28 protein-coding genes are annotated in these 26,652 nt (G+C 30.0%); 13 read left to right on the plus strand and 15 right to left on the minus strand.

Annotated elements, in window-relative coordinates; all coding sequences use genetic code 11:
- Together ACFQZW_RS08600 and ACFQZW_RS08605 are read left to right on the plus strand one after the other, a co-directional pair.
- Nucleotides 1-744 carry a glycosyltransferase family 2 protein gene (locus ACFQZW_RS08600; RefSeq protein WP_386782407.1) on the plus strand — a complete coding sequence of 248 codons (744 nt, stop codon included), beginning with the start codon at nucleotides 1-3 and terminating at the stop codon, nucleotides 742-744.
- A gap of 52 nt (nucleotides 745-796) precedes the next feature.
- Nucleotides 797-2,182 carry a sugar transferase gene (locus tag ACFQZW_RS08605; RefSeq protein ID WP_386782409.1) on the plus strand — a complete coding sequence of 462 codons (1,386 nt, stop codon included), beginning with the start codon at nucleotides 797-799 and terminating at the stop codon, nucleotides 2,180-2,182.
- 232 nt (nucleotides 2,183-2,414) lie between these two features.
- Here the strand turns inward: ACFQZW_RS08605 and ACFQZW_RS08610 are convergent, their stop codons facing one another.
- A complete protein-coding gene (locus tag ACFQZW_RS08610; protein ID WP_386782414.1) occupies nucleotides 2,415-3,587 on the minus strand; it encodes a lipoprotein N-acyltransferase Lnb domain-containing protein in 1,173 nt (390 codons plus the stop codon).
- Nucleotides 3,588-3,715: 128 nt separating this feature from the next.
- Complete coding sequence (locus tag ACFQZW_RS08615; RefSeq protein WP_386782416.1) at nucleotides 3,716-4,684, minus strand: YheT family hydrolase; 969 nt, start codon at nucleotides 4,682-4,684, stop codon at nucleotides 3,716-3,718.
- A gap of 78 nt (nucleotides 4,685-4,762) precedes the next feature.
- Between ACFQZW_RS08615 and ACFQZW_RS08620 the strand changes: the two genes are divergently transcribed.
- Nucleotides 4,763-5,503: a CDP-alcohol phosphatidyltransferase family protein gene (locus ACFQZW_RS08620; RefSeq protein WP_386782418.1), complete on the plus strand. Its 741-nt coding sequence runs from the start codon at nucleotides 4,763-4,765 to the stop codon at nucleotides 5,501-5,503.
- On the opposite strand, the gene ACFQZW_RS08625 is transcribed toward ACFQZW_RS08620, so the two are convergent.
- Genes ACFQZW_RS08625 through ACFQZW_RS08645 form a run of 5 tightly spaced genes read right to left on the minus strand, consistent with a single transcriptional unit; the run spans nucleotide 5,500 to nucleotide 9,322 of the window.
- A complete protein-coding gene (locus ACFQZW_RS08625) occupies nucleotides 5,500-6,414 on the minus strand; it encodes a glutaminase (protein ID WP_386782420.1) in 915 nt (304 codons plus the stop codon). The two genes, ACFQZW_RS08620 and ACFQZW_RS08625, sit on opposite strands and share 4 nt — an antisense overlap.
- A 15-nt stretch (nucleotides 6,415-6,429) precedes the next feature.
- On the minus strand, nucleotides 6,430-7,170 hold the full coding sequence (gene lptB / locus ACFQZW_RS08630; protein ID WP_298262471.1) for an LPS export ABC transporter ATP-binding protein: 741 nt from the start codon (nucleotides 7,168-7,170) through the stop codon (nucleotides 6,430-6,432).
- A gap of 14 nt (nucleotides 7,171-7,184) precedes the next feature.
- On the minus strand, nucleotides 7,185-7,541 hold the full coding sequence (locus tag ACFQZW_RS08635) for a carboxymuconolactone decarboxylase family protein (RefSeq protein ID WP_298262472.1): 357 nt from the start codon (nucleotides 7,539-7,541) through the stop codon (nucleotides 7,185-7,187).
- Entirely contained in the window at nucleotides 7,534-8,355 is an 822-nt protein-coding gene (gene tatC / locus ACFQZW_RS08640) for a twin-arginine translocase subunit TatC (RefSeq protein ID WP_298262473.1), read from the minus strand. The genes ACFQZW_RS08635 and tatC overlap by 8 nt, the downstream gene beginning before the upstream one ends.
- A 1-nt stretch (nucleotide 8,356) precedes the next feature.
- Complete coding sequence (locus ACFQZW_RS08645; RefSeq protein ID WP_372801533.1) at nucleotides 8,357-9,322, minus strand: KpsF/GutQ family sugar-phosphate isomerase; 966 nt, start codon at nucleotides 9,320-9,322, stop codon at nucleotides 8,357-8,359.
- 186 nt (nucleotides 9,323-9,508) lie between these two features.
- Here ACFQZW_RS08645 and ACFQZW_RS08650 point away from each other — a divergent pair, with 186 nt between their 5' ends.
- Together ACFQZW_RS08650 and ACFQZW_RS08655 are read left to right on the plus strand one after the other, a co-directional pair.
- Complete coding sequence (locus tag ACFQZW_RS08650) at nucleotides 9,509-11,707, plus strand: ATP-dependent DNA helicase RecQ (protein ID WP_298262475.1); 2,199 nt, start codon at nucleotides 9,509-9,511, stop codon at nucleotides 11,705-11,707.
- 209 nt (nucleotides 11,708-11,916) lie between these two features.
- On the plus strand, nucleotides 11,917-13,095 hold the full coding sequence (locus tag ACFQZW_RS08655; RefSeq protein ID WP_372801531.1) for a CD0519/CD1768 family membrane protein: 1,179 nt from the start codon (nucleotides 11,917-11,919) through the stop codon (nucleotides 13,093-13,095).
- Here the strand turns inward: ACFQZW_RS08655 and ACFQZW_RS08660 are convergent, their stop codons facing one another.
- The gene (locus ACFQZW_RS08660; RefSeq protein ID WP_372801529.1) at nucleotides 13,096-13,767 is read right to left on the minus strand and encodes a ZIP family metal transporter; all 672 of its coding nucleotides are present in this window, start codon (nucleotides 13,765-13,767) and stop codon (nucleotides 13,096-13,098) included.
- Entirely contained in the window at nucleotides 13,764-14,492 is a 729-nt protein-coding gene (locus tag ACFQZW_RS08665) for an SAM-dependent methyltransferase (RefSeq protein ID WP_386782427.1), read from the minus strand. Before ACFQZW_RS08665 ends, ACFQZW_RS08660 begins: the two co-directional genes overlap by 4 nt.
- 149 nt (nucleotides 14,493-14,641) lie before the next feature.
- Between ACFQZW_RS08665 and ACFQZW_RS08670 the strand changes: the two genes are divergently transcribed.
- Nucleotides 14,642-15,805, plus strand: a complete 1,164-nt coding sequence (locus ACFQZW_RS08670; RefSeq protein ID WP_386782429.1) for a THUMP domain-containing class I SAM-dependent RNA methyltransferase — start codon at nucleotides 14,642-14,644, stop codon at nucleotides 15,803-15,805.
- 35 nt (nucleotides 15,806-15,840) lie between these two features.
- On the opposite strand, the gene ACFQZW_RS08675 is transcribed toward ACFQZW_RS08670, so the two are convergent.
- Complete coding sequence (locus tag ACFQZW_RS08675; protein ID WP_386782432.1) at nucleotides 15,841-16,959, minus strand: hypothetical protein; 1,119 nt, start codon at nucleotides 16,957-16,959, stop codon at nucleotides 15,841-15,843.
- A gap of 212 nt (nucleotides 16,960-17,171) precedes the next feature.
- On the opposite strand from ACFQZW_RS08675, the gene priA reads away from it, so the two are divergent.
- The 6 genes from priA to ACFQZW_RS08705 all read left to right on the plus strand — a co-directional run bounded on the left by priA (nucleotide 17,172) and on the right by ACFQZW_RS08705 (nucleotide 21,712).
- The gene (gene priA, locus ACFQZW_RS08680; RefSeq protein ID WP_386783053.1) at nucleotides 17,172-19,616 is read left to right on the plus strand and encodes a replication restart helicase PriA; all 2,445 of its coding nucleotides are present in this window, start codon (nucleotides 17,172-17,174) and stop codon (nucleotides 19,614-19,616) included.
- A gap of 141 nt (nucleotides 19,617-19,757) precedes the next feature.
- Nucleotides 19,758-20,099 carry a 30S ribosomal protein S6 gene (gene rpsF, locus ACFQZW_RS08685; RefSeq protein ID WP_298262481.1) on the plus strand — a complete coding sequence of 114 codons (342 nt, stop codon included), beginning with the start codon at nucleotides 19,758-19,760 and terminating at the stop codon, nucleotides 20,097-20,099.
- A 5-nt stretch (nucleotides 20,100-20,104) separates the two neighbouring features.
- The gene (gene rpsR / locus ACFQZW_RS08690) at nucleotides 20,105-20,398 is read left to right on the plus strand and encodes a 30S ribosomal protein S18 (RefSeq protein ID WP_298262482.1); all 294 of its coding nucleotides are present in this window, start codon (nucleotides 20,105-20,107) and stop codon (nucleotides 20,396-20,398) included.
- Between the two features lie 14 nt (nucleotides 20,399-20,412).
- Nucleotides 20,413-20,865, plus strand: coding sequence for a 50S ribosomal protein L9 (gene rplI, locus ACFQZW_RS08695; protein ID WP_298262483.1), 453 nt, complete (start codon nucleotides 20,413-20,415; stop codon nucleotides 20,863-20,865).
- Nucleotides 20,866-20,924: 59 nt separating this feature from the next.
- Entirely contained in the window at nucleotides 20,925-21,095 is a 171-nt protein-coding gene (locus ACFQZW_RS08700) for a hypothetical protein (RefSeq protein ID WP_372802238.1), read from the plus strand.
- A gap of 140 nt (nucleotides 21,096-21,235) precedes the next feature.
- Complete coding sequence (locus ACFQZW_RS08705) at nucleotides 21,236-21,712, plus strand: DUF6495 family protein (protein ID WP_298262485.1); 477 nt, start codon at nucleotides 21,236-21,238, stop codon at nucleotides 21,710-21,712.
- On the opposite strand, the gene ACFQZW_RS08710 is transcribed toward ACFQZW_RS08705, so the two are convergent.
- A complete protein-coding gene (locus tag ACFQZW_RS08710) occupies nucleotides 21,687-22,370 on the minus strand; it encodes an SIR2 family NAD-dependent protein deacylase (protein WP_386782437.1) in 684 nt (227 codons plus the stop codon). The genes ACFQZW_RS08705 and ACFQZW_RS08710 overlap by 26 nt on opposite strands.
- Nucleotides 22,371-22,426: 56 nt before the next feature.
- Between ACFQZW_RS08710 and ACFQZW_RS08715 the strand changes: the two genes are divergently transcribed.
- Nucleotides 22,427-23,107 (plus strand): TrmH family RNA methyltransferase, encoded by a 681-nt coding sequence (locus tag ACFQZW_RS08715; RefSeq protein ID WP_386782439.1) that lies wholly within the window; start codon nucleotides 22,427-22,429, stop codon nucleotides 23,105-23,107.
- Here the strand turns inward: ACFQZW_RS08715 and ACFQZW_RS08720 are convergent.
- The 4 genes from ACFQZW_RS08720 to porX are packed head-to-tail and all read right to left on the minus strand — an operon-like array spanning nucleotide 23,094 to nucleotide 26,650.
- Nucleotides 23,094-23,462: a hypothetical protein gene (locus tag ACFQZW_RS08720; RefSeq protein WP_298287597.1), complete on the minus strand. Its 369-nt coding sequence runs from the start codon at nucleotides 23,460-23,462 to the stop codon at nucleotides 23,094-23,096. The two genes, ACFQZW_RS08715 and ACFQZW_RS08720, sit on opposite strands and share 14 nt — an antisense overlap.
- Nucleotide 23,463: 1 nt before the next feature.
- Nucleotides 23,464-24,669, minus strand: coding sequence for an alanine dehydrogenase (locus tag ACFQZW_RS08725; protein ID WP_298262489.1), 1,206 nt, complete (start codon nucleotides 24,667-24,669; stop codon nucleotides 23,464-23,466).
- Nucleotides 24,662-25,078, minus strand: a complete 417-nt coding sequence (gene tsaE, locus ACFQZW_RS08730) for a tRNA (adenosine(37)-N6)-threonylcarbamoyltransferase complex ATPase subunit type 1 TsaE (RefSeq protein ID WP_298262490.1) — start codon at nucleotides 25,076-25,078, stop codon at nucleotides 24,662-24,664. The genes ACFQZW_RS08725 and tsaE overlap by 8 nt, the downstream gene beginning before the upstream one ends.
- Before the next feature lie 24 nt (nucleotides 25,079-25,102).
- Nucleotides 25,103-26,650 carry a T9SS response regulator signal transducer PorX gene (porX, locus tag ACFQZW_RS08735; protein WP_298262491.1) on the minus strand — a complete coding sequence of 516 codons (1,548 nt, stop codon included), beginning with the start codon at nucleotides 26,648-26,650 and terminating at the stop codon, nucleotides 25,103-25,105.
- Nucleotides 26,651-26,652 lie beyond the last annotated feature (2 nt).

Here is a 26,652-nt window from a genome sequence, read left to right on the forward strand (position 1 = left end):
ATGAAAGAAGCACTGGTAAGTATTATTATGCCTAACTACAATGCAGCAGCTTTTATAAAAGCTAGTATTGAAAGTGTTTTAGCTCAAAGTTATCCGTACTGGGAGTTGATTATAGTGGATGATGCTTCAACGGATGACTCTATAGCTAGTATTGAAAAATTGATAACTAAGGATATAAGAATAACATTAATTAAACTATCTAAAAACTCTGGTACAGCTGTTGCTAGAAATAAAGCACTTGACATTGCTAAAGGTACGTTTATTGCTTTTTTAGACAGTGATGATCGTTGGCATCCAGAGAAGTTAACCATTCAAGTTCGTTTTATGCAACAACATCATTGTGCGTTGTCATTTACTTCTTACGTTGTTGTAAATGAATTTGGAGATCGCATAAAAGTATTGAAGGCAAAACAACAAGTGAGTTATAATGACTTGCTAAAGAATAATTTTTTAGGCTGTTTAACAGTCATGTATAGCGTACCACACATAGGTAAAGTATATTTTCCATTATTAAAAAAGCGTCAAGATTGGGCTTTATGGTTGAAAATTACCAAAAACAATAACATTGCAAGAGGTATTGAACAGCCATTGGCGTATTATACCAAAAGAAAGTCGTCTCTTTCTAGTAATAAATTAAAATTGTTAACTTATAATTGGAAAGTATATAGAACATTGGAAAAGCTAAATTTGATACAATCTGCCTTTTACTTTACAAGGCTATTTATGAATAAAATGTTAAAATAATAGCGCTATTTAGATCTAAGTAGTTATTTTTGTTAAAAATTAACAAGCTAACATGCCCCAAGATACCTTACATTTCAGTATTTCTGAACGTAAACTATACTTGCGTTTTTTTGATGTTATTTTTGCGTTAACAGGATTGTTAGTTGTAAGTTACTATTTCAACTTTCAATATTTTAACATTGCTAGTTCAAAAAATATCTCTTGGATTTTTTTGTTAGCGGTGTACGTTTGGTTTTTTGGTGAAATTTTTGAAATGTACGATTTAAAAGTGGCCAGCGACCAATATTTAACACTTAGAAGTACTTTAATTACTGTAGTATTTACCGTATTGTTTTATGTATTTACCCCAATTATTTCTCCTGAACTTCCTCAAAATAGGATACAGATAGTCTATTTTACACTTACCTTATTGTTCGCTATTTTACTGAATAGGTTTTTATACATACAATTTATATTTTCTCCTAGATTTTTAAAGAATATTTTACTAATTGGCAATCGAGATGAAATAGAAAAATTGGTAAATTCAATAACTGATAATGAAGCAATTAAAACAGTTGCCTATATTTCTGAACACCCAATAGATAGTTTAGGTGAAGCGTTGTTTATTTCTAGTACAACTACCAAAATTGAAAAATTAGTACTCACCAAAAATATCAATGAAATTTTGGTATCTGCTAATAACTTAAATTTTATTAAAGGAGCGATCAATAAACAGTTAATTGATTTGTTTGAAAAAGGAATGAGTATTAAAAATTTTGATAGCTTTTTAGAAGAAGAAACATTGAGAGTTTCAGAAAATCAACTAAATCCTAATTTTTATAATTATTTTACCTTTAGTAAAAGTCATCAAAATAACTTGTATTTAGCATTTAGACGTATGTTAGATGTAGTATGTGCCTTGGTGGGGATTGTTTTTTTTATAGCCCTAACACCTTTAGTAGCTTTGGGAAATTTGATAGCAAATAGAGGAAGTTTATTGTATAAACAAACTAGAGTTGGAAAAAGAGGTAGAGAATTTAAGATTATTAAATTCAGGTCTATGGTGGTTGATGCAGAAAAAAATGGTGCTGAATGGGCACAAAAAAATGATGTTAGAGTGACTCGTTTTGGTCGTTTATTGCGAAAAACACGATTGGATGAAGTTCCTCAGTTTATCAATGTATTTAAAGGAGAAATGAGTTTGATAGGACCTCGACCTGAACGACCAGAATTTGTAACACAACTAGAAAACGAAATTCCGTTTTATTCCATTAGACATGTGATTAAACCAGGTTTAACAGGATGGGCTCAAGTAATGCACCCATATGCGAGTTCTGTAGATGATCAGCAAAAAAAATTAATGTACGATTTGTACTATATAAAAGAACGTAATTTATTGTTAGATTTTAAAATAGTGATAAAAACCATTAGTACGGTGTTATTTTTTAGAGGGACTTAAAATTGTTTGTGTCTAATTTTTAGCGTTTTACGATGCGTTTACTCTGCTCTTTTTAAAACTTTACAGTGAAGCAATCGCAAAAGTTTGCTTCGTTGTTTTTAACTTCTTGCAAAGACGTATCAAACCGTTATTGCAAACAAAATGAAGCAGTTTACCAAATAGTACCTCCAAACAATATATGAAAATTAACACGTTATTATTTACGTTCACCCTCACAAATAAATAATACTTGTTAGTTCAAACGATAACTTAAATAACTATATCTAACGGCTAATGCTAGTATAAATGGTAACAAAGCACTATTAAAGATTTGAATTTTTAATATCCAAGTGATACCCATACCCAGTAATAAAAGTAGTAAAAACAAGATGTAAAACTGTAACCACGTAGGTATTTTTGATTTTAAAAAATAAAAAGCAATAATACTATTAGGTGCAAAAGCCCATAAAAAATTTAAATTTTTATAGGTAGCTGTATGGCTAGTAGCAAACCATAGTAATAAAACAACTATTCCAATAATTCCAGTACTAAAAAAAAGTAAAAAATCTAAGTACTTAGTACGGGATTGGTTTTTATAGTTTTTGAAAGTGATAAAAAGAATACCGATGCTTAACAATATAAAAACAATCAAAGGTTGAAAGAACAATGTTTCTTTTTTAGAGTTGTTTTCATTTAAAATAGTAGTAGTTTTTTTTACTAAAGGTTCTTGATGGTCATTTTTTTGGATGCTCGCGTTGTTAAAAGCTTGAAAAATATAATCTGGTAAAAATTTATAATCATCTTTGGTTGCTTTATCATCAATAACTGACCCTAATGCCAAATCTATTCCAAATTTACCCCATTTGTAATTTGCTTTGGTGTAATCTGCAATCAAATCTCTATGCGATTTTTGTGTAGTGATATGTTGGTTGCTAAAAACAATTTTATCCTTTAAAACAGTGGTAAGTACTTCTTCAATTTTAGTGGAGCAATTATCATAAAAAAAGTCGTACTGATAGTCTCTATTTTCAGGTTTAGCGTTTTGTTCCAAAAAATTAAAAACAGCTTGTACTTCGTTTGGTGTTAAATTGAGTTCTTGTGTTTTTACCCACCTATTTTCGTATCGATATACTTGTAAAAAGTAATTAAAACGAGTGGTTGATAAAAAGTAGGTTAATTTTCCTTTGGCAAAATTTAAATAAAAATTAGGCGCATTAAAATCGAACGTACCATAATTGTATATTTTATCAAAACCAATTAAAGGGTCATAAACTCTAAATGCACTATGACCAAATGCTGTAAATAGCTCTGAACCAGGCCCACACGTTACCACACTTACTGTTGCTTTGTCTGAAAGTTTATTTTGGGCAGTACTGTTTATGATAAAACAACACAGGAGGCTAAAAATAAATACATATTTTTTCATTATAATTAGTTAAGAGAGTCTATTGCTTGTTAGTGAATGAATTTAAATGTTACTACTTACTTTTTTAAAGTATAAGTATGATTATAAAGCTACGAATGTAAAAAAACTTTAGAAGTTATGTTTTAAATTTAAGAAATAATATGTTGTATAAATTCAAAAATTCGATGTTCACTCCAATATAATTTAGTTTTACCAAGAGCAGTGTTGAAACCAACATGTCCGCCATAAGTTGGGGTTTCTAAGCTTAAATAAGGGTGTTTGTTCGCCAATGCAAATGGATAACAATTTTCAGATAAAAAGGTATCATCCAAAGCATTGATTAAAAGCGTTGGCTTTTGTATAGTTGGAATAAAGTGAATGGAACTAGATTGCGCATAATAATCTTGTGCATTTTTAAATCCAAACACTGGCGCAGTAACAGCATTATCAAATTCCATAAAATTATTAGCTTTCAATATCGCTTCTTTATTTAAAATATTGTGAGGAAATTTTTTTAGTTTTTGAAGTGATTTACTTTTTAAACTTCTTAAAAAACGCTTTAAATAAATCCTGTTTTCCCACTTTGACAAGGCTAAAGAAGAACCTTCCAAATTACAAGGCGTTGAAATAGCAACAGCTCCTTTAATTTCGGAAGGAATATTATGAGTTTCTCCCATGTATTTTAAGGTGATATTTCCTCCCATACTATAGCCTAATAATAAAATATTTGTATAAGAATACTTGTTTAATACATGATGAATAATAGCGTTTACATCATCTGTTTTTCCGCTGTTATAAGAATATAAATTCAAATTATCTTCACCGCTACAACCCCTAAAATTAACGGCTAAACAATCTATTGCTTTTGAATTTAAATAATTGACTACCGAAACTATGTATTTAGATTGTGAGCTTCCTTCGAGACCGTGCAAGGCAATTACCAAAGTTTTGGAACCTACAGTAGAAAAATCTAAGTCTAAAAAATCATTGTCAGGTGTTGGTATTCGTTCTCTACGGTAGGCAATTTGACCTTTTATAAATAAGGTTTTATAAATAGTATTGAAATGGGTGTTTTTAAAATAAAAAGGAGGAGTATAAGACGATTTAATGATGGGCATTTAAAAGTTTTTAAAAATTTAAATATAATTAAATCTTATTAAATAAATAGTTTATTAAATTTACGAAAATTTAACTTTATGATCTATAAAAATCACCTTCCCAATGTTCTTACCTTACTTAATTTATTATCAGGAACTATTGCTGCTATTTTTGCAGTAGAAGGGGAGTTAATTTTGGCTGCTTATTTTGTGTTTTTAGGAATATTTTTTGATTTTTTTGATGGATTTGCAGCACGATTATTAAAAGTTCAAGGCGAGTTAGGAAAACAATTAGACTCATTAGCAGATGTAGTTACGAGTGGGGTGGTGCCAGGTATTGTGATGTTTCAACTATTAAAAACTAAAAATAGTTTAGAAATTTTTAATACAGAAATTATATCTTGGAAAACTTCAGAGGTTGAACTTTTGCCATATGTAGGTTTGTTAATTACATTGGCAGCAGCTTACAGATTAGCAAAATTTAATATTGATGAACGCCAAACAACTTCTTTTATAGGTTTACCAACACCAGCAGCAGCTTTAGTTGTATTGTCGCTACCATTAATTTTAACCTATAGTTCTTTAGAATTTGCTGTAAATTTAATTGAAAATAAGTGGTTTTTAATAGTACTTACCTTTTTACTAAGTTTTTTAATGAATGCTGAGATTCCGTTATTTTCTTTAAAGTTTAAAGATTACACTTGGAAATCTAATAAAGTTAAGTATGTATTTGTAGGTTTTACTGCAGTATTGTGTGTATTTTTTCAATTTGTAGCCATCCCTATGGTTATTTTATTATACGTATTTATGGCAGCACTTTTTAAGGATGCTACTAATTAGAAAATTGAAGTTTGCGTTTCGGTAGTAAACAATTCTAAAAATTGAACTCCTTTGGTTGAATTTCCTTTTTTATTTAATTTTGGACTCCATACAGCAATGCTATATTTATGAGGATAAATGGCAACAATGCCTCCACCAACACCGCTTTTACCTGGTAAACCTACTTTAAAAGCAAATTCTCCAGCTTCATCATAAAATCCACATGATTGCATAATAGCATTGATTCTTTTGGATTTACTTTTGGAGATAATTTTTTCTTGAGTAGCAGGGCAAATGCCATGATTTGCTAAAAATAAAAATGTTTGAGAAAGTTCTTGGCACGTCATTTCAATAGAACATAAATTGAAATAAAAATCCATAATTTCATCAATATCATTATGGATATTGTTATAGGCTTTCATTAAATTTACCAAAGCAGTATTTCGATACCCTGTTAATTTTTCAGATTCAGCAATTCTTGGACAATAATCAATGGTTTCAATTCCAGAAACTTTTCGTACAAATTCAATAAAATCTTTTTTTGGATTTTTTAAATGAGAAATCAATACATCACAAATAACAATAGCGCCTGAATTGATTAGTGGATTTCTAGGAATACCACCATCTAACTCTAATTGAGCCAATGAATTAAAGGAAGTTCCTGAAGGTTCAACACCAACACGTTTCCATAAATGATTGTTTTCTAATTTAAAAGCTAAAACTAAAGACAATACCTTGGCAATACTTTGGATAGAAAATTTTTCATGAGCATCTCCAAAACTGTATTGCTTATTTTTTATTGTAGTTAGATGAATTCCAAATTTATGAGGATCTACCAAACGAAGCTCAGAAATATAATCTGCAACTTCGCCACAGTTATTGAAATTTTCTAACTGCTTAACAACTCTAGCTATTATAGGTTTATAATTCATAGCTGTTGAATTATTTTATGATGAAAACTTTTTCTTTTTAAGTTCAAAGTCTTTTCCTAAATAAACACGTCTAACAGTTTCATCTTCAGCAAGTTCTTGAGGGGTTCCTTCTTTTAAAATACCTCCTTCAAACATTAAGTAAGTTTTATCTGTAATGGCAAGAGTTTCTTGAACATTGTGGTCGGTAATTAAAATACCAATGTTTCTATCTTTTAAGTGTGCTACAATACTTTGAATATCTTCTACGGCAATGGGGTCAACACCAGCAAAAGGTTCATCTAATAAAATAAATTTTGGGTCGGAAGCCAAGGCACGAGCAATTTCTGTTCTACGTCGTTCACCACCTGAAAGTAAATCACCGCGATTGGTACGTACATGACCTAAGCTAAATTCTTCAATTAGAGATTCTAATTTTTTCTTTTGTTCAATTTTTGAAAGGTCGGTAAATTGTAATACAGACATAATATTGTCTTCTACCGATAATTTTCTAAAAACAGAGGCTTCTTGTGCTAAATATCCAACCCCTTGTTGTGCTCTTTTATGCATTGGAAAATCGGTAATCTCTTTATCATTTAAAAAAATGCTTCCTTCATTGGGTTTAATCATACCAACAATCATATAAAAGGAGGTTGTTTTACCTGCTCCATTAGGTCCTAGTAATCCTACTATTTGTCCTTGTTCAACCTCTAATGAAATGCCTTTCACTACATAGCGGCTTCCATATTTTTTTTTAATATTTTCGGCTCTTAATATCATTGTTGTTTTACTTTTTAGCGATTTGTATGATTGTACTCTAATGCTTCCCAAAACTCATAAGCCCTTCTTAAATGTGGAATTACAATGGTTCCACCTACCAAAGTAGCAATAGAGAGTGTTTCCATCACTTCTTCTTTAGAAGCACCTTGTTTAAAAGCCGTTTCTAGATGGTATTTTATGCAGTCATCACAACGAAGTACTGCGGATGCAACCAAGCCTAGTAATTCTTTTGTTTTTACGTCTAAATGACCACTTTTGTAGGCATTGGTATCTAAATTAAATATTCTTTTGATAACTTTATTATCATCAGATAAAATTTTATCGTTCATTTTTTGACGATAAGCATTGAATTCTTCTATTTGATTAGGCATTTTCTTGTTCTCTTTTACGTTCGCGTTTTAGTACTATTTTTGAGATATATATACTTACTTCATACAACAATAAAATAGGGATAGCTACAATTATTTGACTAATGATATCAGGTGGTGTAATAACCGCAGCTAAAATTAGTACTAATACCAAGGCATGTTTTCTATATTTTCTTAAAAATTCTGGAGTAATCAAGCCCATTTTGGTTAAAAAGTACATAATAATTGGCAATTCAAAAATTAAGCCAGAAGCTAGTGTTGAGGATCTTACCAAAGCAATATAAGAACCAATTTTTATGTTTCTTTCTACCATATCACTGATGGAATAATTTCCTAAAAAGTTCACTGAAAGCGGTGTAACTACATAGTATCCAAATAATACTCCAATGAAAAATAAAAAGGAGGAAATAATGATAAAGCTTTTAGCTCCTTTACGTTCTTTTTCATACAAACCAGGGCTAATAAATTTCCAAAATTCCCAAATAATAAATGGAAAGGCAATAATAAAACCTGCTGTAATTGAAGTCCATATATGCACACTAAACTGTTCAGCCATTGCTAAACTTTGAAACGTAAAAGGAATATCATCAATACACAAACCATCGGTTCCAAAGAATTTAGACACCTTACAAAAGAATTGGTAGGTGAAAAAATCAGCATTTTTAGGTGCAAAGATAATTTTGTTAAAAATAAAATCTTTCATTAAAAAAGCAATAATAGCAACCAACATTACTGCAAAAGTTGAACGTACTAAATGCCATCTTAACTCTTCAACATGGTCTAAAAACGACATGTCTTTTTCTTCTTTTTTTGCCATTTTAAAAAATTCCTTCTTTTAATAAATCATGCAAATGTACAACTCCTACATATTTTAAATCATCCACAACTAATATTTGTGTAATATTATTTGATTCCATCGTTTCTAAAGCTTCGATTGCCATGGCATCTACTTGAATTGTTTTAGGACTTTTACTCATAATATCACAAGCTGTTAATTTACTAATATCTGTATTGTCTTTTAACATTCTTCTTAAATCACCATCGGTGATGATACCAACAATTTTATTATTTTCTATAACTGCTGTAGTACCTAAACGCTTTTTTGAAATTTCAATAATAACATCTTTAATTGGAGTTGAAGGTTGTACTTGAGGGAGTTCATTTTTATCAATTAAATCATGAACTCTTAAATATAATTTTTTACCCAAAGCTCCACCTGGATGATATTTCGCAAAATCTTTACTTGAAAAATTATTTAATTCTAACAAGCACACTGCCAGCGCATCACCAATTACCAATTGGGCTGTAGTACTTGTTGTAGGAGCGAGGTTATTAGGACAGGCTTCTTTTTCAACAAATGAGTTTAAAACAAAGTCGGAGTTTGTGCCTAAATAAGAACTGATGTTTCCAGTAATGGCTATGATTTTGTTCCCGTAATTTTTAATTAATGGTACTAAAACTTTAATTTCAGGGGTATTTCCACTTTTAGAGATACATATTACTACATCATTTTTTTGAATAGTTCCTAAATCTCCGTGGATAGCATCTGCAGCGTGCATAAAAATTGCAGGTGTTCCAGTAGAGTTAAAAGTAGCCACAATTTTTTGAGCAATAATAGCACTTTTCCCAATACCTGTAATAATAACTCTTCCTTTAGACTCTTGAATAAAATTTACTGCATTTTCAAAATCTTCCGTTAAAAAATTTATTAAATTCGCAATTGCTTTACTTTCGGCTTTAATTGTTTGTTTAGCAGTCTCAATAATTGTACTTTTATTTTTCAATTGATTTAGGTTTTCTATTAAAAAAATGTTTTATCTTTATTAGCTAACAAAAATAAATTTATTTAATTAGAAATTGAATAAACTGCCGAAAAAAAAGCGAAAGTCAGAAATTTGTAAAATTAAATATTCACTAAAAATTAAAAATAGTTTAAATTCTAAAATAGAAACAACTATACAGAAAAGACCATGAATAGTAAAGAAGTTGATTTACACAAGGCTTTGAAAAAGTACTTTGGATTTAATAATTTTAAAGGTTTACAAGAAGATGTTATTACAAGTATCATTCAAGGAAGTGATACTTTTGTTATTATGCCTACCGGAGGAGGAAAATCTTTATGTTATCAGTTACCGGCATTAGTAAAAGATGGAACTGCTATAGTAGTTTCACCATTAATTGCCTTGATGAAAAATCAGGTTGATGCCATACGAGGAATTTCAGACAACAAAGGAATAGCGCATGTATTAAATTCTTCGTTAAATAAAACTGAAGTAGCGCAAGTGAAAAGTGATATTGAAAATGGGATTACTAAATTATTATACGTTGCCCCAGAATCACTTATAAAAGAGGAATATATAGATTTTTTAAAATCTCAAAACATTTCATTTGTAGCCATTGATGAAGCGCATTGTATTTCAGAATGGGGACATGATTTTAGACCAGAATATCGTAATTTAAGAGCTATTATTGAAAAGATTGATAATGTTCCTTTAATTGGACTTACTGCTACAGCTACCCAAAAAGTACAAGATGATATTATAAAAACACTGGGAATGTCTAATGCTAAAACATTTAAAGCATCATTTAACAGACCCAATTTATTTTATGATGTACGCCCTAAAACAAAAAACATTGAAGGAGATATTATTAGGTTTATTAGACAGCATACCGGTAAATCTGGAATTATCTATTGTTTAAGTCGTAAAAAAGTTGAAGAGATTGCTCAGCTATTACAAGTAAATGGTATAAAAGCTGTACCATATCATGCGGGTTTAGATGCCAAAACAAGAGCCAAGCATCAAGATATGTTTTTAATGGAAGATGTAGATGTGGTAGTAGCTACCATTGCTTTTGGTATGGGAATAGACAAGCCAGATGTGCGTTTTGTAATTCATCATGACATTCCTAAAAGTTTAGAAAGTTATTACCAAGAAACAGGTAGAGCAGGACGTGATGGTGGTGAAGGGTATTGTTTGGCGTATTATGCTTATAAAGACATTGAAAAATTAGAAAAATTCTTATCTGGAAAACCTATAGCTGAACAAGAAATAGGAAACGCTTTGCTACAAGAAGTGGTGGGTTATGCAGAAACCTCCATGTCTCGAAGAAAATATTTGCTTCATTATTTTGGAGAAGATTTTGATGAAGTAAATGGTTTAGGTGCTGAGATGGATGATAATGTTAAAAACCCTAAGAAAAAACATGAAGCTAAGGATGAACTTAAAAAATTACTAGAGGTAGTTCGTGATACCAATCAAAAATACAAAGCTAAAGAATTGGTAAATACTTTAATAGGGAAAGTAAATGCACTTTTAAAATCGCATAAAACAGATACACAACCATTTTTTGGTTCTGGAAAAAACCATGAAGGTTTTTATTGGATGGCTTTAATTAGACAAGCACTAGTAGCTGGTTATATTAGAAAAGAAATTGAACAATACGGTGTTGTTAAAATAACGGACAAAGGATTGGATTATATTAAAAATCCAGTTTCATTTTTAATGACTGAAGATCATCAATATGAAGAAGATGATACTACAAATGTTGTTACTAATGAAAAAGGAGGAGGAGCTGCTGCAGATGAAACTTTAGTTAAGTTATTAAAAGATTTACAGAAATCTGTTGCTAAAAAACATGGAGTACCTCCATACGCAGTTTTTCAAGAAATGTCTTTAGAAGATATGGCTTTAAAATATCCAATTACCATGGATGAACTCAAGAATATTTATGGTGTAGGTGAGGGAAAAGCTAGTAAATTTGGAAAGCCTTTTATTCAGCTGATTTCTAAATACGTTGAAGAAAACGATGTAATGAGACCTGATGATTTTGTAGTTAAAAGTACGGGTGTAAATTCTGGACTTAAGCTATTTATTATTCAAAATACAGATCGTAAAATTCCATTGCAAGATATCGCTAAATCTAAAGGTTTAACATTTAGTGAATTAATTGAAGAAATGCAACGCATTGTGTATAGTGGTACTAAAATTAATATTGATTATTGTATTGATGAATTGTTAGATGAAGATCAACAAGAAGAAATTTTTGAGTATTTTATGGAATCTGAAAATGATAGAATTCAAGATGCTTTAGATGAATTTGATGGGGAATATGATGATGAAGAACTTCGTTTAATGAGAATTAAGTTCATTAGTCAAGTAGCAAATTAAAATAGAATTTATTATTTGCATAGAATTATGAGTTATAGCTAATATTCTACAGAGTTTAATTCATTAATTCACTATTTTTTTAGCAATTTTAAAATTAAGTTTTATATTTTATAAAATATACCAAGCCCTTTATTTTGAGGGCTTTTTTAGTGTTCCTATATAGAATTAATGGTAAATTTACGCATTTTTAAAAATTAATTTAACTTAGAATGAGCGCTCTAAAATCAATAAAACAATCAAATTTTTTACAACAAAGACGCTATGAAGCTATCCTGTTTTTAGCAGTATTTTTTGGAATATTTGGATACATAGGCTCCATAATGGGTGTAACAAATATGCTCAATACAATTATGAACACTGCATGGGATTTATTAATGAACACCGTGTTTTATATTATGGGAATTACGGTATTGTCTGGAGCATTAGGGAAACTATTAATTGAATTTGGAGTTGTGCGTTTGCTTGAAATAATTTTAGCACCATTAATGAGACCTTTATTTAATTTACCAGGCGTAGCTTCATTGGCAGGGGTGTTAACTTTTTTATCGGATAATCCAGCCATTATAAGTTTATCTAACGATAAAAGTTTTAATAAATATTTTAAAAAAGTTGAATTAATTTCACTAACAAATTTTGGAACAGCCTTTGGAATGGGGTTGATAGTGATTACCTTTATGTCTACTTTAAAGATACCAGGTAATACTGAAAATTTATTTTTAGCAGCCATGATTGGTCTTTTTGGAGCCATCACAGGAGCTATTATTTCTACTAGGTTAATGCAATTTTTAATTAAAAATAAAATTGGTCAAACTTCAACTGATGAAACAGTTGAGTTAGATGAAACAATCAGTTTTAAATCTGAAGGAGGTGTATTTATAAGATTTTTAAATTCAATTTTAGATGGAGGAAAATCAGGAGTTAATCTAGGACTAGCAATTATACCAGGCGTGTTGATAATTTCTACCATGGTAATGATGCTTACTTTTGGAGTTAAAGATGCCGCAATTGGCTACCAAGGTCTTGCGTATGAGGGAGTACCATTACTACCTGAACTAGCTGGTAAAATTTGGTGGCTTTTTGAAGGGTTATTTGGATTTGAAAGTCCTGAATTAATAGCATTTCCAATAACCTCATTAGGTGCTGTTGGAGCTTCTCTATCTTTAGTAAAAGCATTTATAGCAGATGGGATTGTAACAGGAGATACTATCGCTGTATTTACTGCAATGGGAATGTGTTGGAGTGGTTACTTAAGCACCCATACAGCAATGTTAGATACTTTGAAATTTAGAGAGCTAACTTCAAAAGCACTTTTATCACACACCATTGGTGGTATTTTTGCAGGGGTAGTTGCTCATTATTGTTATACTGCAGTTTACTATTTTATTTAATTATGCCAAATATGCCACAAGCATTCCTATAATAATTGCAATAAATTTGAGTAAATTAAATTTGTGGTCTTTAGATGTTTCAAATAAAATAATAGTTGAAATATGTAAGAAAATTCCAATAATTATAGCTGTAATTTCAGTTTTATAAGTAATTAATAATGAAATATTTTCTCCAGCCAAACTACCTAATGGAGACATCAATGAAAAGGCCAGTAAAAAAAGTACGGCTTTATTTTTAGCAATTCCAGATTTGACAAAGAAAGTTCCTAAAATAATTGCTATTGGAACTTTATGTACTACAATGGCCCATAGTAAATGTTCATGATGGTGGTTATGTGCTAAAGGAATACCTTCCATAAAAGCGTGTAAGCAAATGCTTACAAATAAAGCCCAAGGAAAGGTCATATTTTCTTGAATGTGAATATGACCATGTTCAGCACCTTTTGAAAAGAAATCTAAGATTAACTGTAATAATAAGCCTAATAGAATATAAAGTCCTACATTGACATTGCCAATATTGTAAACTTCAGGAAATAAATGAAGAATAGTAATTGAAAGTAAATAGGCTCCACTAAAAGCCAATAAAAGTTGTACTGTTTTTGCGCTAGGTTTTAAGCCAAAAACAATACTAATTCCTATTAAAACCGATAAAATTAATGCGATATATGTCATTCTAAAACTAAAATTAAGCGATCAGAAGATTCTTCATTGAAATTTGTTAATTGGTAATCTCCAAAGGTATGTTTAATTTTAAAATTTACAGAATTGAGATAGGTATTTATTTTTGTTAAATCTAAATTTTTAACTTTTTCAAAATAGGTGTGCTGCTTTCCATCAGCTATAAAATTAATTTCCTTAACAATAAAATTATTTTCAACATAGCGAGTAATATTGAAAGTAATACCTTCAATAGTTTGACTTTCTTGAGGAATTAAATTGGCAATTACCTTTTTCGAGTTCATAAAATCGATGATAGCAACACCATTATTTTTTAACCCGTTTTTTATATTTTTTAATACGGTAATGTCTTCGTTATCATCTTCAAAAAAACCAAAACTTGTAAACAAGTTTAAGATAGCATCATATGTTCTAGTGAAAGGATTGCGCATGTCATGTTCAATAAATTTCAAACTTTCATTTTCAAACTTTTTGGCTTGTTGTATGCTATTTTTAGATAAATCGGCGCCTATAACATCAAATCCCAGTGAGTTAAGATAAATGGAGTGTCTACCTTTTCCACAAGCCAAATCTAACACTAAATCACCTTTTTTTAGATTTAAATAGTTTACTAAGTTTTGCATAAATTCCTGAGCTTCGGAATCGTTTCTATGTTTATATAAAATGTGGTAATAGCTAGTGTTGAACCACGAAGCAAACCATTCTTTGTTTTTCGTCATAATTAAATAAATAGCTACAAAAATAAGGAATTGAATGAATTGATTGAGGTTTTGAAGCGTTGTTTATAAGATAAATTTTCAATTATAGGGTATTTAATAAGCTATCATTTTAAATTTAAGTACTTTTGCACCAAAGTAAAATTGAAGAAATGAGTCATAATTTTAAGATGGTTGCCACAACGATATTTGGGTTAGAAGAAGTTTTAGCTACTGAATTGAGAAATTTAGGTGCGCAACATGTAGAAATTGGAATTAGAAACGTTTCATTTTCTGGAGATAAAGGTTTTATGTATAAGGCTAATATGGCATTGCGTACTGCCATTAGAATTTTAAAACCTATCAAACGCTTTAAAGTTTTTGATGAAGATGATTTGTATAAAAAATTCCAACAAATAGATTGGGAACGTATTATGAATGTAGATAGTACCTTTGCAATTGGTGCTGTAGTGAATTCTAAAAATTTTACTACCAATTCACATTATATTTCCTTAAAATCTAAAGATGCCATAGCAGATTATTTTAGACATAAATACCATAAAAGACCTAATGTAGATGTAAAACACCCTGATGTTAAAATACATGTGCATATTCAAAAAGATTTATGCAGCGTTTCTTTAGATAGTTCAGGAGATTCTTTACACAAGCGAGGGTATAGAAACTTAACCAATATTGCACCTATTAATGAAGTGTTGGCAGCAGGATTGGTATTGTTATCAGGCTATACAGGAGACTGTAATTTTATAGATCCGATGTGTGGTTCAGGAACTATTTTAATTGAAGCTGCAATGATTGCAAATAACATTCCTGCCAATATTAATAGGAAAGAATTTGGTTTTGAAAAATGGAGTGATTATGACGAAGATTTATTTTTTACAATCCAAGATTCTTTGTTGAAAAAAATTAGAAGTTGTCATTTTAAAATTATGGGCTTTGATAAAGCACCATCAGCGGTTAGAAAAGCTAAGGAAAATATTGAAAATGCCAATTTAACTGATTTTGTTGGTGTACACCATGTTAATTTTTTCAATTCTGTAAAAGAAGTATTTGGTCCAACAACTATTTTATTTAATCCTCCATATGGAGAACGCTTAGATATAGATATTCAAGAGTTTTATAAAAAAATAGGAGACACTTTAAAAAATGGATATCCTGATTCTACGGTGTGGTTTATTACCTCTAATTTAGAAGGGTTAAAATATGTTGGTTTAAGAACTTCTAAAAAAATACCTTTAAAAAATGGTGATTTAGATTGTCGTTTTGTACGTTATGATATGTATGAAGGAAGTAGAAAAACAAAAAAAGCTTCACAATAATGTGAAGCTTTAATTTTAACTAACAATTCAATTAGTTATCCTCTTCTTTTTCTTGTATTATCTGATCTTTGTTCTCTTTTAACAGCGTCTCTTTTTTTATTTACAGCTGTACCTTTTCTATTTTTTACGGTTACAGATTTTCTAGTTTTAACTGTTTTATCTCCAGTTTGTTTTTGTTTAACGGTATTTCTTCTTTCTACTACTCTTTTAGGGGTTTTATCAGTTTTTATACGTCTATCTATTTTTGTTGGAGTATTAGCTTTTGAACGTTTTTCAACAGTATATGCTCTATTAGTTTGACTTCGAGTAGCGGTATTATTTCTCTTATAATTTTTAGCTGTTTTTTTTCCTGTAGAACGATTTATTGAATTATTGCGAGTGTTTTTATTTCTATAAACTTGATCATTAGTTCTAGTATTTTTTCTTTCAACTTTTGCGATGTTATCACTTCTTCTTTTAGGAATATTTGTTGTAGCTACACGTTGTCTAGTATTGTAAGTGTCACGTTTTTTATAAGAGTATCTATTGTTGTATTTATTGTAATATTTATTTCTTGAATGATCTCTATAATATTTATGTCGTATAGGTTTGTAATGTGTTCTATAAGGTTTATAACTTACAATTCTAAAATCAAATAAAGGTCTAGAAAAATAATCATGGTATGGATGATACACATAATGTCTGTTGTATCTATTAATGTAACCCGAATAGTTTACATAGTGTCCATAGCGATCATAGTGTACATATAACCTACCTAATCTAACTAATCTTCCATAATTGTAATCAATATCGATGTTTCCGATTTGAGTAACACGACCGTAATAATCGTAATAAATTGGAATATTTTCAATTTGAATGATGGCTCCATAATTATCATACTGTACATAGGCATCATAGTTGTAACCAGAGTTGAAACTTATATTTACACCGTTTCCTTGATAGCCAAAGCTAACTCCTCTTCTAGGGTTGATGTAAAAATCAAATTCACCATTTTGAAAAACAGCAAATGTTACACCACTTTCTACAAAAGTAAATGAATCTCCGTAGTTATTGTAATAAGGATTTAAAGTAGTCGTATTTTTAGTTGTTGTTGAAGCAATTGCACCAAAACTTACCAATACAAATGTTGCGAATATTAATAATTTGTTTTTCATAATTGGGAATTTTAAATGTTAATACTAAAATTTGTTGGTTAGCATTATACAAACTCAACAACACAAACAACGTGCCAAAAAAATAAAAATAGACGTATACAATTGTATATCAGTTATTTAAATAAATTTAATGGAATTTATGGAATTTAACGTTGTTTAAAATTTCAAATAATTAATTTTGTGTGAATCAATTTTAATAAACAAAAAAGTATATTATTCATTATATAAGTGTCATATTGCCCATTCCTTTGCAAAAATTATTTACTTATAAAATAACAGTTGCAGAAGCTTCTTTTTTAAAAAAAGGGATGCGTGTGGCAGTAGAATTTGGAAAGTCTAAAATTTACACAGCTTTAGTTTATAGGATTCATACAGAAGCACCTGTAGGGTATGAAGCCAAAGATATTTATCAAATTTTAGATGAAATACCTATTGTTAATGAAACCCAAATAACGCATTGGGAATGGATTGCCAACTATTATATGTGTTCTTTAGGCGAAGTATTTAGAGCAGCTTTGCCATCTGCTTTTTTATTAGAAAGTGAAACCGCTATTTTATTGCAGCAAGGTTTTAATGATGAAAAATCACTTACAAATGAAGAGTTTTTAGTATTTGAAGCGTTGCAACATCAGCCGCAGTTATCCATTCATCAAGTTATTCAAATTCTAGATAAAAAAAAGGTGTTTCCAATCATTAAACAATTGATTGAAAAAAAGGTAATTGTTGTTAAGGAGCAAATTTATGAACAATATAAGCCTAAGTTGGTTAAATATATTCAACTTACAAAAGAGTGGGAAGCTGCCGATAAACTTTCAGAACTATTAAACGAATTAGGAAGAGCAAAAAAACAGCGCGATGTTATTTTAACTTATTTTCAATTAAAAGCGCAAAAAAAACCAATAAAAGCATCTGAACTTCAAGAGCAATCAAATGGTTCTACAGCAGTTATAAAATCTTTAATAGATAAACATATTTTATCTTATTATTATATTCAAAAAGACCGAATCACTTTTAATGGTAAATCTTCTGAAATAAAAGAACTAACCATTCATCAACAAAAGGCATTTGAAGCAATTGAATCAACTTTTAAAACCAAACAAGTTGCTTTATTAAAAGGGGTAACAAGTAGCGGTAAAACAGAAATATATGTTAAATTAATTAAACAATTACTTGAAAATAATAAGCAGGTATTATTTTTATTACCAGAAATTGCTTTAACTACGCAGCTTATAGAACGATTGCAACATTATTTTGGAGAATACTTATCTGTTTTTCATTCCAAATATTCAATGAATGAGAGGGTAGAAGTTTGGAATAATGTTTTAGAAAGTAAAGCAAAAGCGCAATTAATTTTAGGAGCACGTTCGAGTTTATTTTTACCTTTTTCAAATTTAGGGTTGATTATTGTTGACGAAGAGCATGAGCCTTCTTTCAAACAATATGATCCCGCTCCAAGATATCATGCAAGAGATGCAGCTATTGTTTTAGCGCATCAACACAAAGCAAAAGTAATATTGGGTTCTGCCACCCCAAGTATTGAATCGTATTACAATGCAACGCAACAAAAATATGGATTAGTTACACTTGATAGACGCTATGGTGATGTTTTATTACCTGAAATTGAATTGGTGGATATCAAAGAAAAATATAGAAAAAAAAGAATGACGGGTCATTTTTCTGATAGATTGTTAGAAATGATTTCTGAAGCTTTAAATGAAAAAGAACAAGTAATTTTATTTCAAAACAGACGTGGTTTTGCACCTGTAGTGGAGTGTGAAACCTGTGGCGTTTCTCCACAGTGTCCACAATGTGATGTTAGTTTGACTTTCCATAGTTTTAGAAAAGAGTTGCGTTGTCATTATTGCGGTTATAGGCAAACAATGCCTCATAATTGTGGTGCGTGTGGGAGTGAAAAGTTAAACACCAAAGGATTTGGAACTGAGCAAATAGAGTTGGAGCTACACCAACTTTTTCCTGACGCCAATATAGGTAGAATGGATTTAGATACTACAAGAGGAAAATATGGTTATCAAAAAATATTAGGACAATTTCAAGCTCAAGAAATTGATATTTTAGTAGGGACTCAAATGCTTTCAAAAGGCTTAGATTTTGCGAATGTATCGTTAGTTGGAATTATGAATGCTGATACCATGTTGAACTTTCCAGATTTTAGAGCACACGAACGCAGCTATCAACTTATGGTTCAAGTGGCAGGTAGGGCAGGACGTGCAAACAAAAGAGGAAAAGTGGCTATTCAAACATTTAATCCGTATCATCAAATTTTGCAACAAGTTTCTACCAACGCATATGCAGAAATGTATAAAGAACAATTGGATGAGCGTTGGCAATACCATTACCCTCCTTTTTACAGAATTATAAAAATTACGCTAAGGCACAAAGATTTTAATAGAGTTGAAGAAGGTGCTCATTGGTTAGGAAAGTCGTTAACAGGTATTTTTAAGGAGCAGGTTTTAGGACCAACAACTCCAGCAATTTCAAAAATCAGAAATTACTATATACGACATATTATAGTTAAAATTCCTCAAAATCAACATTTAGAACTCACAAAAAAAAATATAATACGAGTAAAAAATGCCTTTCAAGCCATTAAAGAATTTCGTTCCATAAAATTAAATATTGATGTTGATAATTATTAAATTTTATATGAAAATTTTAAATAAAATTTGGAAGGATGTCATAAAGGAAATTCAAAATAAGATTTTAAATCAAAATTTATTGTCAATTAAGTAAATAACAGTATATTTGCAGCCTTAAAAGTAAAACTTAAATATTTAATTATGAATCATTACGAAACTGTTTTCATTTTGAATCCCGTTTTATCTGACACTCAGATAAAGGAAACAGTAAAGAAGTTTGAAGACTATCTTGTTTCTAAAGGTGCCGAAATGATCGCTAAAGAAGATTGGGGGCTTAAAAAATTAGCTTACACAATCCAAAACAAAAAAAGTGGTTTTTACCACTTATTCGAATATAAAGTTGCTGGAGAAGTAATTGCACCATTCGAACTTGAATTTAGAAGAGATGATAGCGTTATGCGTTATTTAACTGTAAAGTTAGATAAACATGCTATTGCTTGGGCTGAAAAGAGAAGAGAAAGAAATAAAGCAACTAAAAAATAAGAGTTATGTCTATAGAACAACAAGCAAAAGGAGGAAAATCAGGTGATGTTCGTTACCTAACTCCATTAGATATTGACACTAAACAAGTAAAAAAATACTGTCGTTTTAAAAAGAACGGTATCAAATATATTGATTATAAAGATGCTGATTTCTTATTGTACTTAGTGAACGAACAAGGTAAAATTTTACCTCGTCGTTTAACAGGAACATCATTAAAATTTCAACGTAAAGTGTCCGTTGCTATTAAAAGAGCACGTCACTTAGCTTTAATGCCATATGTTGGCGATATGTTAAAATAAAAGAGGAAGGAATTATGGAAATTATATTAAAACAAGACGTTGAAAACTTAGGTTTCATTAATGATATTGTCACTGTAAAAAATGGTTACGCTCGTAACTTTTTAATTCCTCAAGGATATGCAGTTCTAGCAACCAGTTCAGCTAAAAAAGTATTGGCAGAGACCTTAAAGCAACGTGCTTTTAAAGAAGAAAAATTAATTAAAGATGCTACTAAAATTGCAAATGCAATTAAAGAGTTAGAAATAAAAATTACTGCTAAAACTGGTGATGGAACTAAATTATTTGGTTCTGTAAGTAATGCAGATGTTGCAGAAGCATTAAAAGCTGCTGGTCAAGAAGTTGACAAAAAGTACATCAAAGTTGAAGGTGGTACTATTAAAAGACTAGGTAAATACAATGTAAGCATTAGATTGCATAGAGAAGTAATTTTTGAGTTACCTATTGAAGTTATTGCAGAAGCAAAGTAATTTACACTTTAAAGTTAATAAACATAAAAAAAAGCTCACTGTAAAGTGAGCTTTTTTTTATGTTTGAGTTAATCAATTCAAAAACTAAAGGTGTAATTAACAATGAAATTTCAACAGATTTGTATGGTGCAAATATAGTTGCAACGCCTGTGCTAATAGGTACTATTACAGGTACTATGATTTTAGTATGTGGAAGGTATTCTCGAGGAACACCAACCTATGCTTTTTAGTCCCAACCTAAAAAACACATTTGTATATGACGCTACTTTATTGTTGAGATGGCAAGTACAATTGTATTGCGTTACAGTTTTTAAATTTTTAAAAAATAGTATATTTGAACCGCTCAATTTGAGCGGTTTTTTTATTAATTATGAAATATAGACAACTAACAAAAGAACAATTTTCGGCGCTACATAAAGAATTTGCTAAATTTTTAGCAACTCAGCAAATTGATGTTAAGGAGTGGGAGCAAATAAAAGCTGAAAAACCAAAAATGGCCGAAGAGGAATTAAATATTTTTAGTGATTTGGTATGGGAAGATGTGCTTACTAAAGTAGCATATTTAGATCATATATCATCAAACCACATCAATTTATTCAAGTGTTCTTCAAAAGAAATTATCAGAATTTTAATCAAATGGAATGATAAGAATAAAAGCTTTTTAAAAGTAAGTGATTTTGAGTGGTTTCAAAAAAATGCATTAGATGATAGTTTTGAATATTTTAAAGCTATAAAAACATACTCAAACGAAAGAAATTTAGAACTGTTTGATTTAATTGAAAAGGGAAGTGTTATTTCTAAAGGTGAACTGTTTTCGGTAATTAGCCCATTAATTGGCCAACAATAGCGGTTACACCGTCACTAGCATTTTTAGGAATAATGGTCAAGTTTGGAAAGTAATTTTTTTGAATTGTTGGTTTAGGGTCAATAAAATAGATGGGCGTATTATAGTTAATAAAATTGATTAAGTTAGCCGCTGGATATACTTGCATAGATGTACCAATAATAATTAAAATATCTGCAGAAGCAGTCATATTAATTGCATCATTTAATAGCGGAACCTCTTCTCCAAACCAAACTATATGAGGTCTTAACTGTGAATTTTCTTCACAAGTATCACCTAAACAAAGATCTTTTTTCCAATCGTAAATTAAAGTTGAGTTTTTAGTACTTCTTACTTTTAGTAATTCGCCATGCAAATGAAGAACTTTACTACTACCTGCACGTTCATGTAAGTCATCTACATTTTGAGTGATAATTTCAACCTTAAAATTACGTTCTAATTTTACTAACTCTTGATGTGCTTTGTTAGGTTTTGCTTGTAATAATTGAGCTCTTCGTTGGTTGTAAAAATCTAACACCAATTGTTTATTGGTGTTCCAACCTTTAGGTGATGCTACTTGCATAACATCATGACCTTCCCATAATCCGTTAGCATCTCTAAATGTTTTCAGTCCGCTTTCGGCACTCATTCCTGCACCAGTAAGCACTACAATTTTTTTCATATCTAATATTTATTCAAAAGTAAAATTTTATCTTTGAAAAAAAAGTTTTTTAAAGGGTGGATGAAAAATACATTGAATACATAGAACAGTTTGTAACTGAAAAAAGGAGAAATTTATTTCATAGAGTTTTAAATGAAAGAACGCGACATTTTACGGTTGCAATTGAAGATATTTTTCAACCTCATAACGCAAGTGCAGTAGTTAGAAGTTGTGATATTTTTGGTATTCAAGATGTACATGTGATTGAAAATAAATATAGGTTCTATGCTTCTAATCGTGTAGCAAAAGGAGCTCAAAAATGGTTGGATTTTTCATTGCATAACCAAAAAGGGGTAAATAATACTTTAATTTGTATAGATAGTTTAAGAGCAAAAGACTATCAAATAATTGCAACTACACCTCATAATGAATCTTGTATGTTACAAGATTTTGATATTACTCAAAAATCGGCATTCTTTTTTGGTGTTGAAAAAGAGGGATTATCTAAGCATGTGATGGACAATGCCGATGGTTTTTTAAAAATTCCTATGGTTGGTTTTACCGAAAGTTTAAACATCTCTGTTGCTGCAGCAATTATACTTCAAAATTTAAATGAAAGACTGAAAAAATCAGCTATTCATTGGCAACTAACCGAAGAAGAGAAAAAGGAGAAATACCAAGAATGGTTAGAAAAATCTATTAAAAGTATTCAAAAAATTAAAGAGCATTATTATACTCAAATTGCTACTCAATTGTAATTTTTTCAATAAAAGCAGTTGAATCACAGTTTTTAATTGTTAGCGTTATATTTTGTAAGTCTTTAGTTCCTTTTATTTCATATTGTGTACAGGAATCTTTTTTTAGTTTATTCCACATATCAACGTTACCACTTTTTAAAATTTGAGAAATTGCAGCAGTATCAATTTTTTTTGAATTTAAAACAGTTATAGCCTTTTCAGAAAAAACTCGATCTTTAGTTCTAATATTTTTTAAAACCCTTGCATTCGGGCCATAGTCAAATGAGGTATTCTTTTTTCCAAAAAAGAAAATTACGACAATAATTCCAATAACTAAACCTCCCAAAAAAAAAGGTAAACGCTCTTTAAAAGTCATACTACAAAAACAATAAATTGATATCTCTATAAGGTAAATTAAACCAATCGGCTACAGTTCTATTGGTTAAAATTCCGTGGTAAAAGTACATACCTTTTTGCAAACTTTTATCAAAACGAACAGCATTTTCAAAACCACCATCTTCTGCAATGTTTAAAAGGTAAGGTGTAAAAATATTACTTATTGATACTGAAGCAGTTCTAGAGTACCTAGAAGGAATATTGGGTACACAATAATGTATGACACCGTATTTATCGATAGTAGGGTTTTTATGGGTGGTTACTTCAGAAGTTTCAAAACATCCACCTCTATCGATGCTTACATCTACAATTACAGCACCAGATTTCATTTGCTGAACCATTTCTTCTGTTACTAATACTGGAGACCGTGAAACTCCTCTTACAGCTCCAATAGCAATATCGCAGCGCATTAAAGCTTTTTGTAAGGTTTTAGGTTGTATGGTTGAAGTATAAATAGGTCTTCCTAAATTATGTTGTAAACTTCTTAACTTGGTTAAAGAATTGTCAAATATTTTTACATTGGCTCCAAGACCAATAGCAGATCTTGCAGCAAATTCAGCCACTGTACCAGCCCCTAAAATGACCACTTCAGTAGGAGGAACCCCACTTATGTTTCCTAATAATAGTCCACCAAAGCCTTCTTTATCTTTACTGATCATTTCAGCAGCAATAAGTATAGAGGCTGTACCTGCAATTTCACTTAAAGATTTTACTACGGAATAAACTCCGTGTTCATCTCTAATATAATCAAAGGCAACAGCAGTGATTCGTTTGCTGGCTAAAGCTTCAAAATATTTTTTAGTTTGAGTTTTTAATTGTAAGGCAGAAAATAATACACTTTGTGGATTGATAAGTTTAATTTCTTCTAAAGAAGGTGGTTCTACTTTTAAAATAATATGACAACCAAAAGCGTCTTTAGTATCATAAGAAACTTTGGCACCAGCTTCGGAGTAGTCTTTATCAGAAAAATTTGCACCATCTCCAGCTCCACTTTCAATAATAAATTTGTGACCTTGAGCAGTTAAAGCAGCTACAGCATCGGGTGTTAAGCAAACACGTTTTTCTTGATAATGAGTTTCTTTTGGAATTCCTATCATAAGTTTCCCTTTTTGCTTTACAACTTCTAAGGTTTCTTCTTGAGGAATTAACTCTTGTTGACTAAATGGAGAAGAAGCTTTTTTACTCATTATTTTTTAATTCAATGGTTCGTAATTGATTATCGTTGGCAGTTATGGTAATTGCAACAGCATTTAAAGGTAGTAAATTTTCTATTTTGTTGGGCCATTCAACCAAACACCAACAATTGCTGTAAAAATATTCTTCAACTCCCATATCTAAAGCTTCCTCTTCATTGTTAATTCTATAAAAATCAAAATGATATACTTTATCTCCATCTTTTGAAAGGTATTCATTTACCAAAGAAAAAGTTGGAGAACTAACATTATCAATTACATGAAGTTGTTTTACAATTTCTTTGATTAAAGTTGTTTTTCCAACGCCCATTTCTCCATAAAAAAGCAATACTTTGTGTTTTGAAGTATTGATTACATCTTTGGCAATTTCAGATAACTGATTTAGAGCGTAATTTTTTTTCATATAGGCTGCTAGTTTGTTAATTTTTTATTTAGGTACAAATATAGCACATGGAATTATCATTTCCTCTAGTGAAATCCCTCCATGTTGATAGGTGTTTTTATAATATTTTACAAAATGATTGTAGTTATTAGGGTACGCAAAAAAGAAATCTTCTTTTGCGAAAATAAATGAACTATTCATACTTAAGGATGGCAACATAATTTCTTTAGGGTCTTTTACTGCATACACTTCTTTAGCTTCATACGATAGGCTACGCCCAGTTTTATATCTTAAATTAGAGCTGATATTTTTATCTCCTATAACTTTTGAAGGGACTTTAGAGTTAATGGTTCCGTGATCTGTTGTAATAATAAGTTTGAGTCTTAAATTTTGTGCTTTTTGAATCATTTCTAACAATGGTGAGTTTAAAAACCAACTGTTAGTTAAAGATCTATAAGCTTTATCATCACTTGCCAATTCTTTAATAACCTCCATTTCAGTTTTAGAATGTGAAAGCATGTCAACAAAATTGTACACAATTACCGTTAAATCGTTTTCTTTTAAGCTATTAAAATTTTCAACTAATTGCTTACCATTTTTAAGGTTTGTTATTTTATGAAACCCAAGTTTAATAGATTGTTTTAATCTAGTAAGTTGTGCTTGTAAAAATTCTTCTTCATATAAGTTTTTTCCACCTTCATCGGTATCATTTTTCCAAAAATTTGGATGCTGTTGTTCCATTTCTAAAGGCATTAACCCAGAAAAGATGGCATTTCTTGCATATTGTGTTGCGGTTGGTAATATGCTTAAATAAGGGATTTCTTCTTTCTTTTTATAATATTTATTAATGGTTTGTTCAATAATTTTAAATTGGTCATATCGTAAATTGTCAATAACAACTAAAAGTGTACCTTTTGAGGTAGTAACTTCAGGTAATATGATTTTTTTAAATAAAGTATTTGATAGTACAGGTGAATTTTCTTCAAAAATCCAATCTTTATAATTTTTTTTAATAAATTTAAAAAAAAGTGAATTGGCTTCTTTTTTTTGACTTTCTAATATTTCAACCATACCGGTGTCACTAATATGTTCGAGTTCTAATTCCCAATAAATTAATTTTTTGTAAATATCAATCCATTCTTCATAAGAATTTACCATAGCCAAATCCATTGCAATTTTTCTAAACTCTTGTTGGTAATTTGAAGTAGTTTTTTCTGAAATTAAACGAGAATGGTCTAAGTTTTTCTTTAGGCTTAATAGTATTTGGTGGGGGTTTACGGGTTTTATTAAATAGTCTGCAATTTTGTTACCAATTGCTTCTTCCATAATGTATTCCTCCTCACTTTTGGTAATCATTACAATTGGAATGTTTGGTCGTTTGCTTTTAATTTTAATCAAAGTTTCTAAACCACTTAACCCAGGCATGTTTTCATCTAAAAAAACAATGTCATAATTGGTTTCAATACACATATCAATAGCATCAGCACCATTATTACAAGTTGCAACGTTATATCCTTTTTTTTCAAGAAATAAAATGTGTGGTTTTAAAATATCAATTTCATCATCAACCCATAAAATGTTTATATTGCTCATAT

Origin of the sequence: Lutibacter aestuarii, from assembly GCF_042676885.1 — a bacterium.
Classification (GTDB): Bacteria; Bacteroidota; Bacteroidia; order Flavobacteriales; family Flavobacteriaceae; genus Lutibacter; species Lutibacter aestuarii.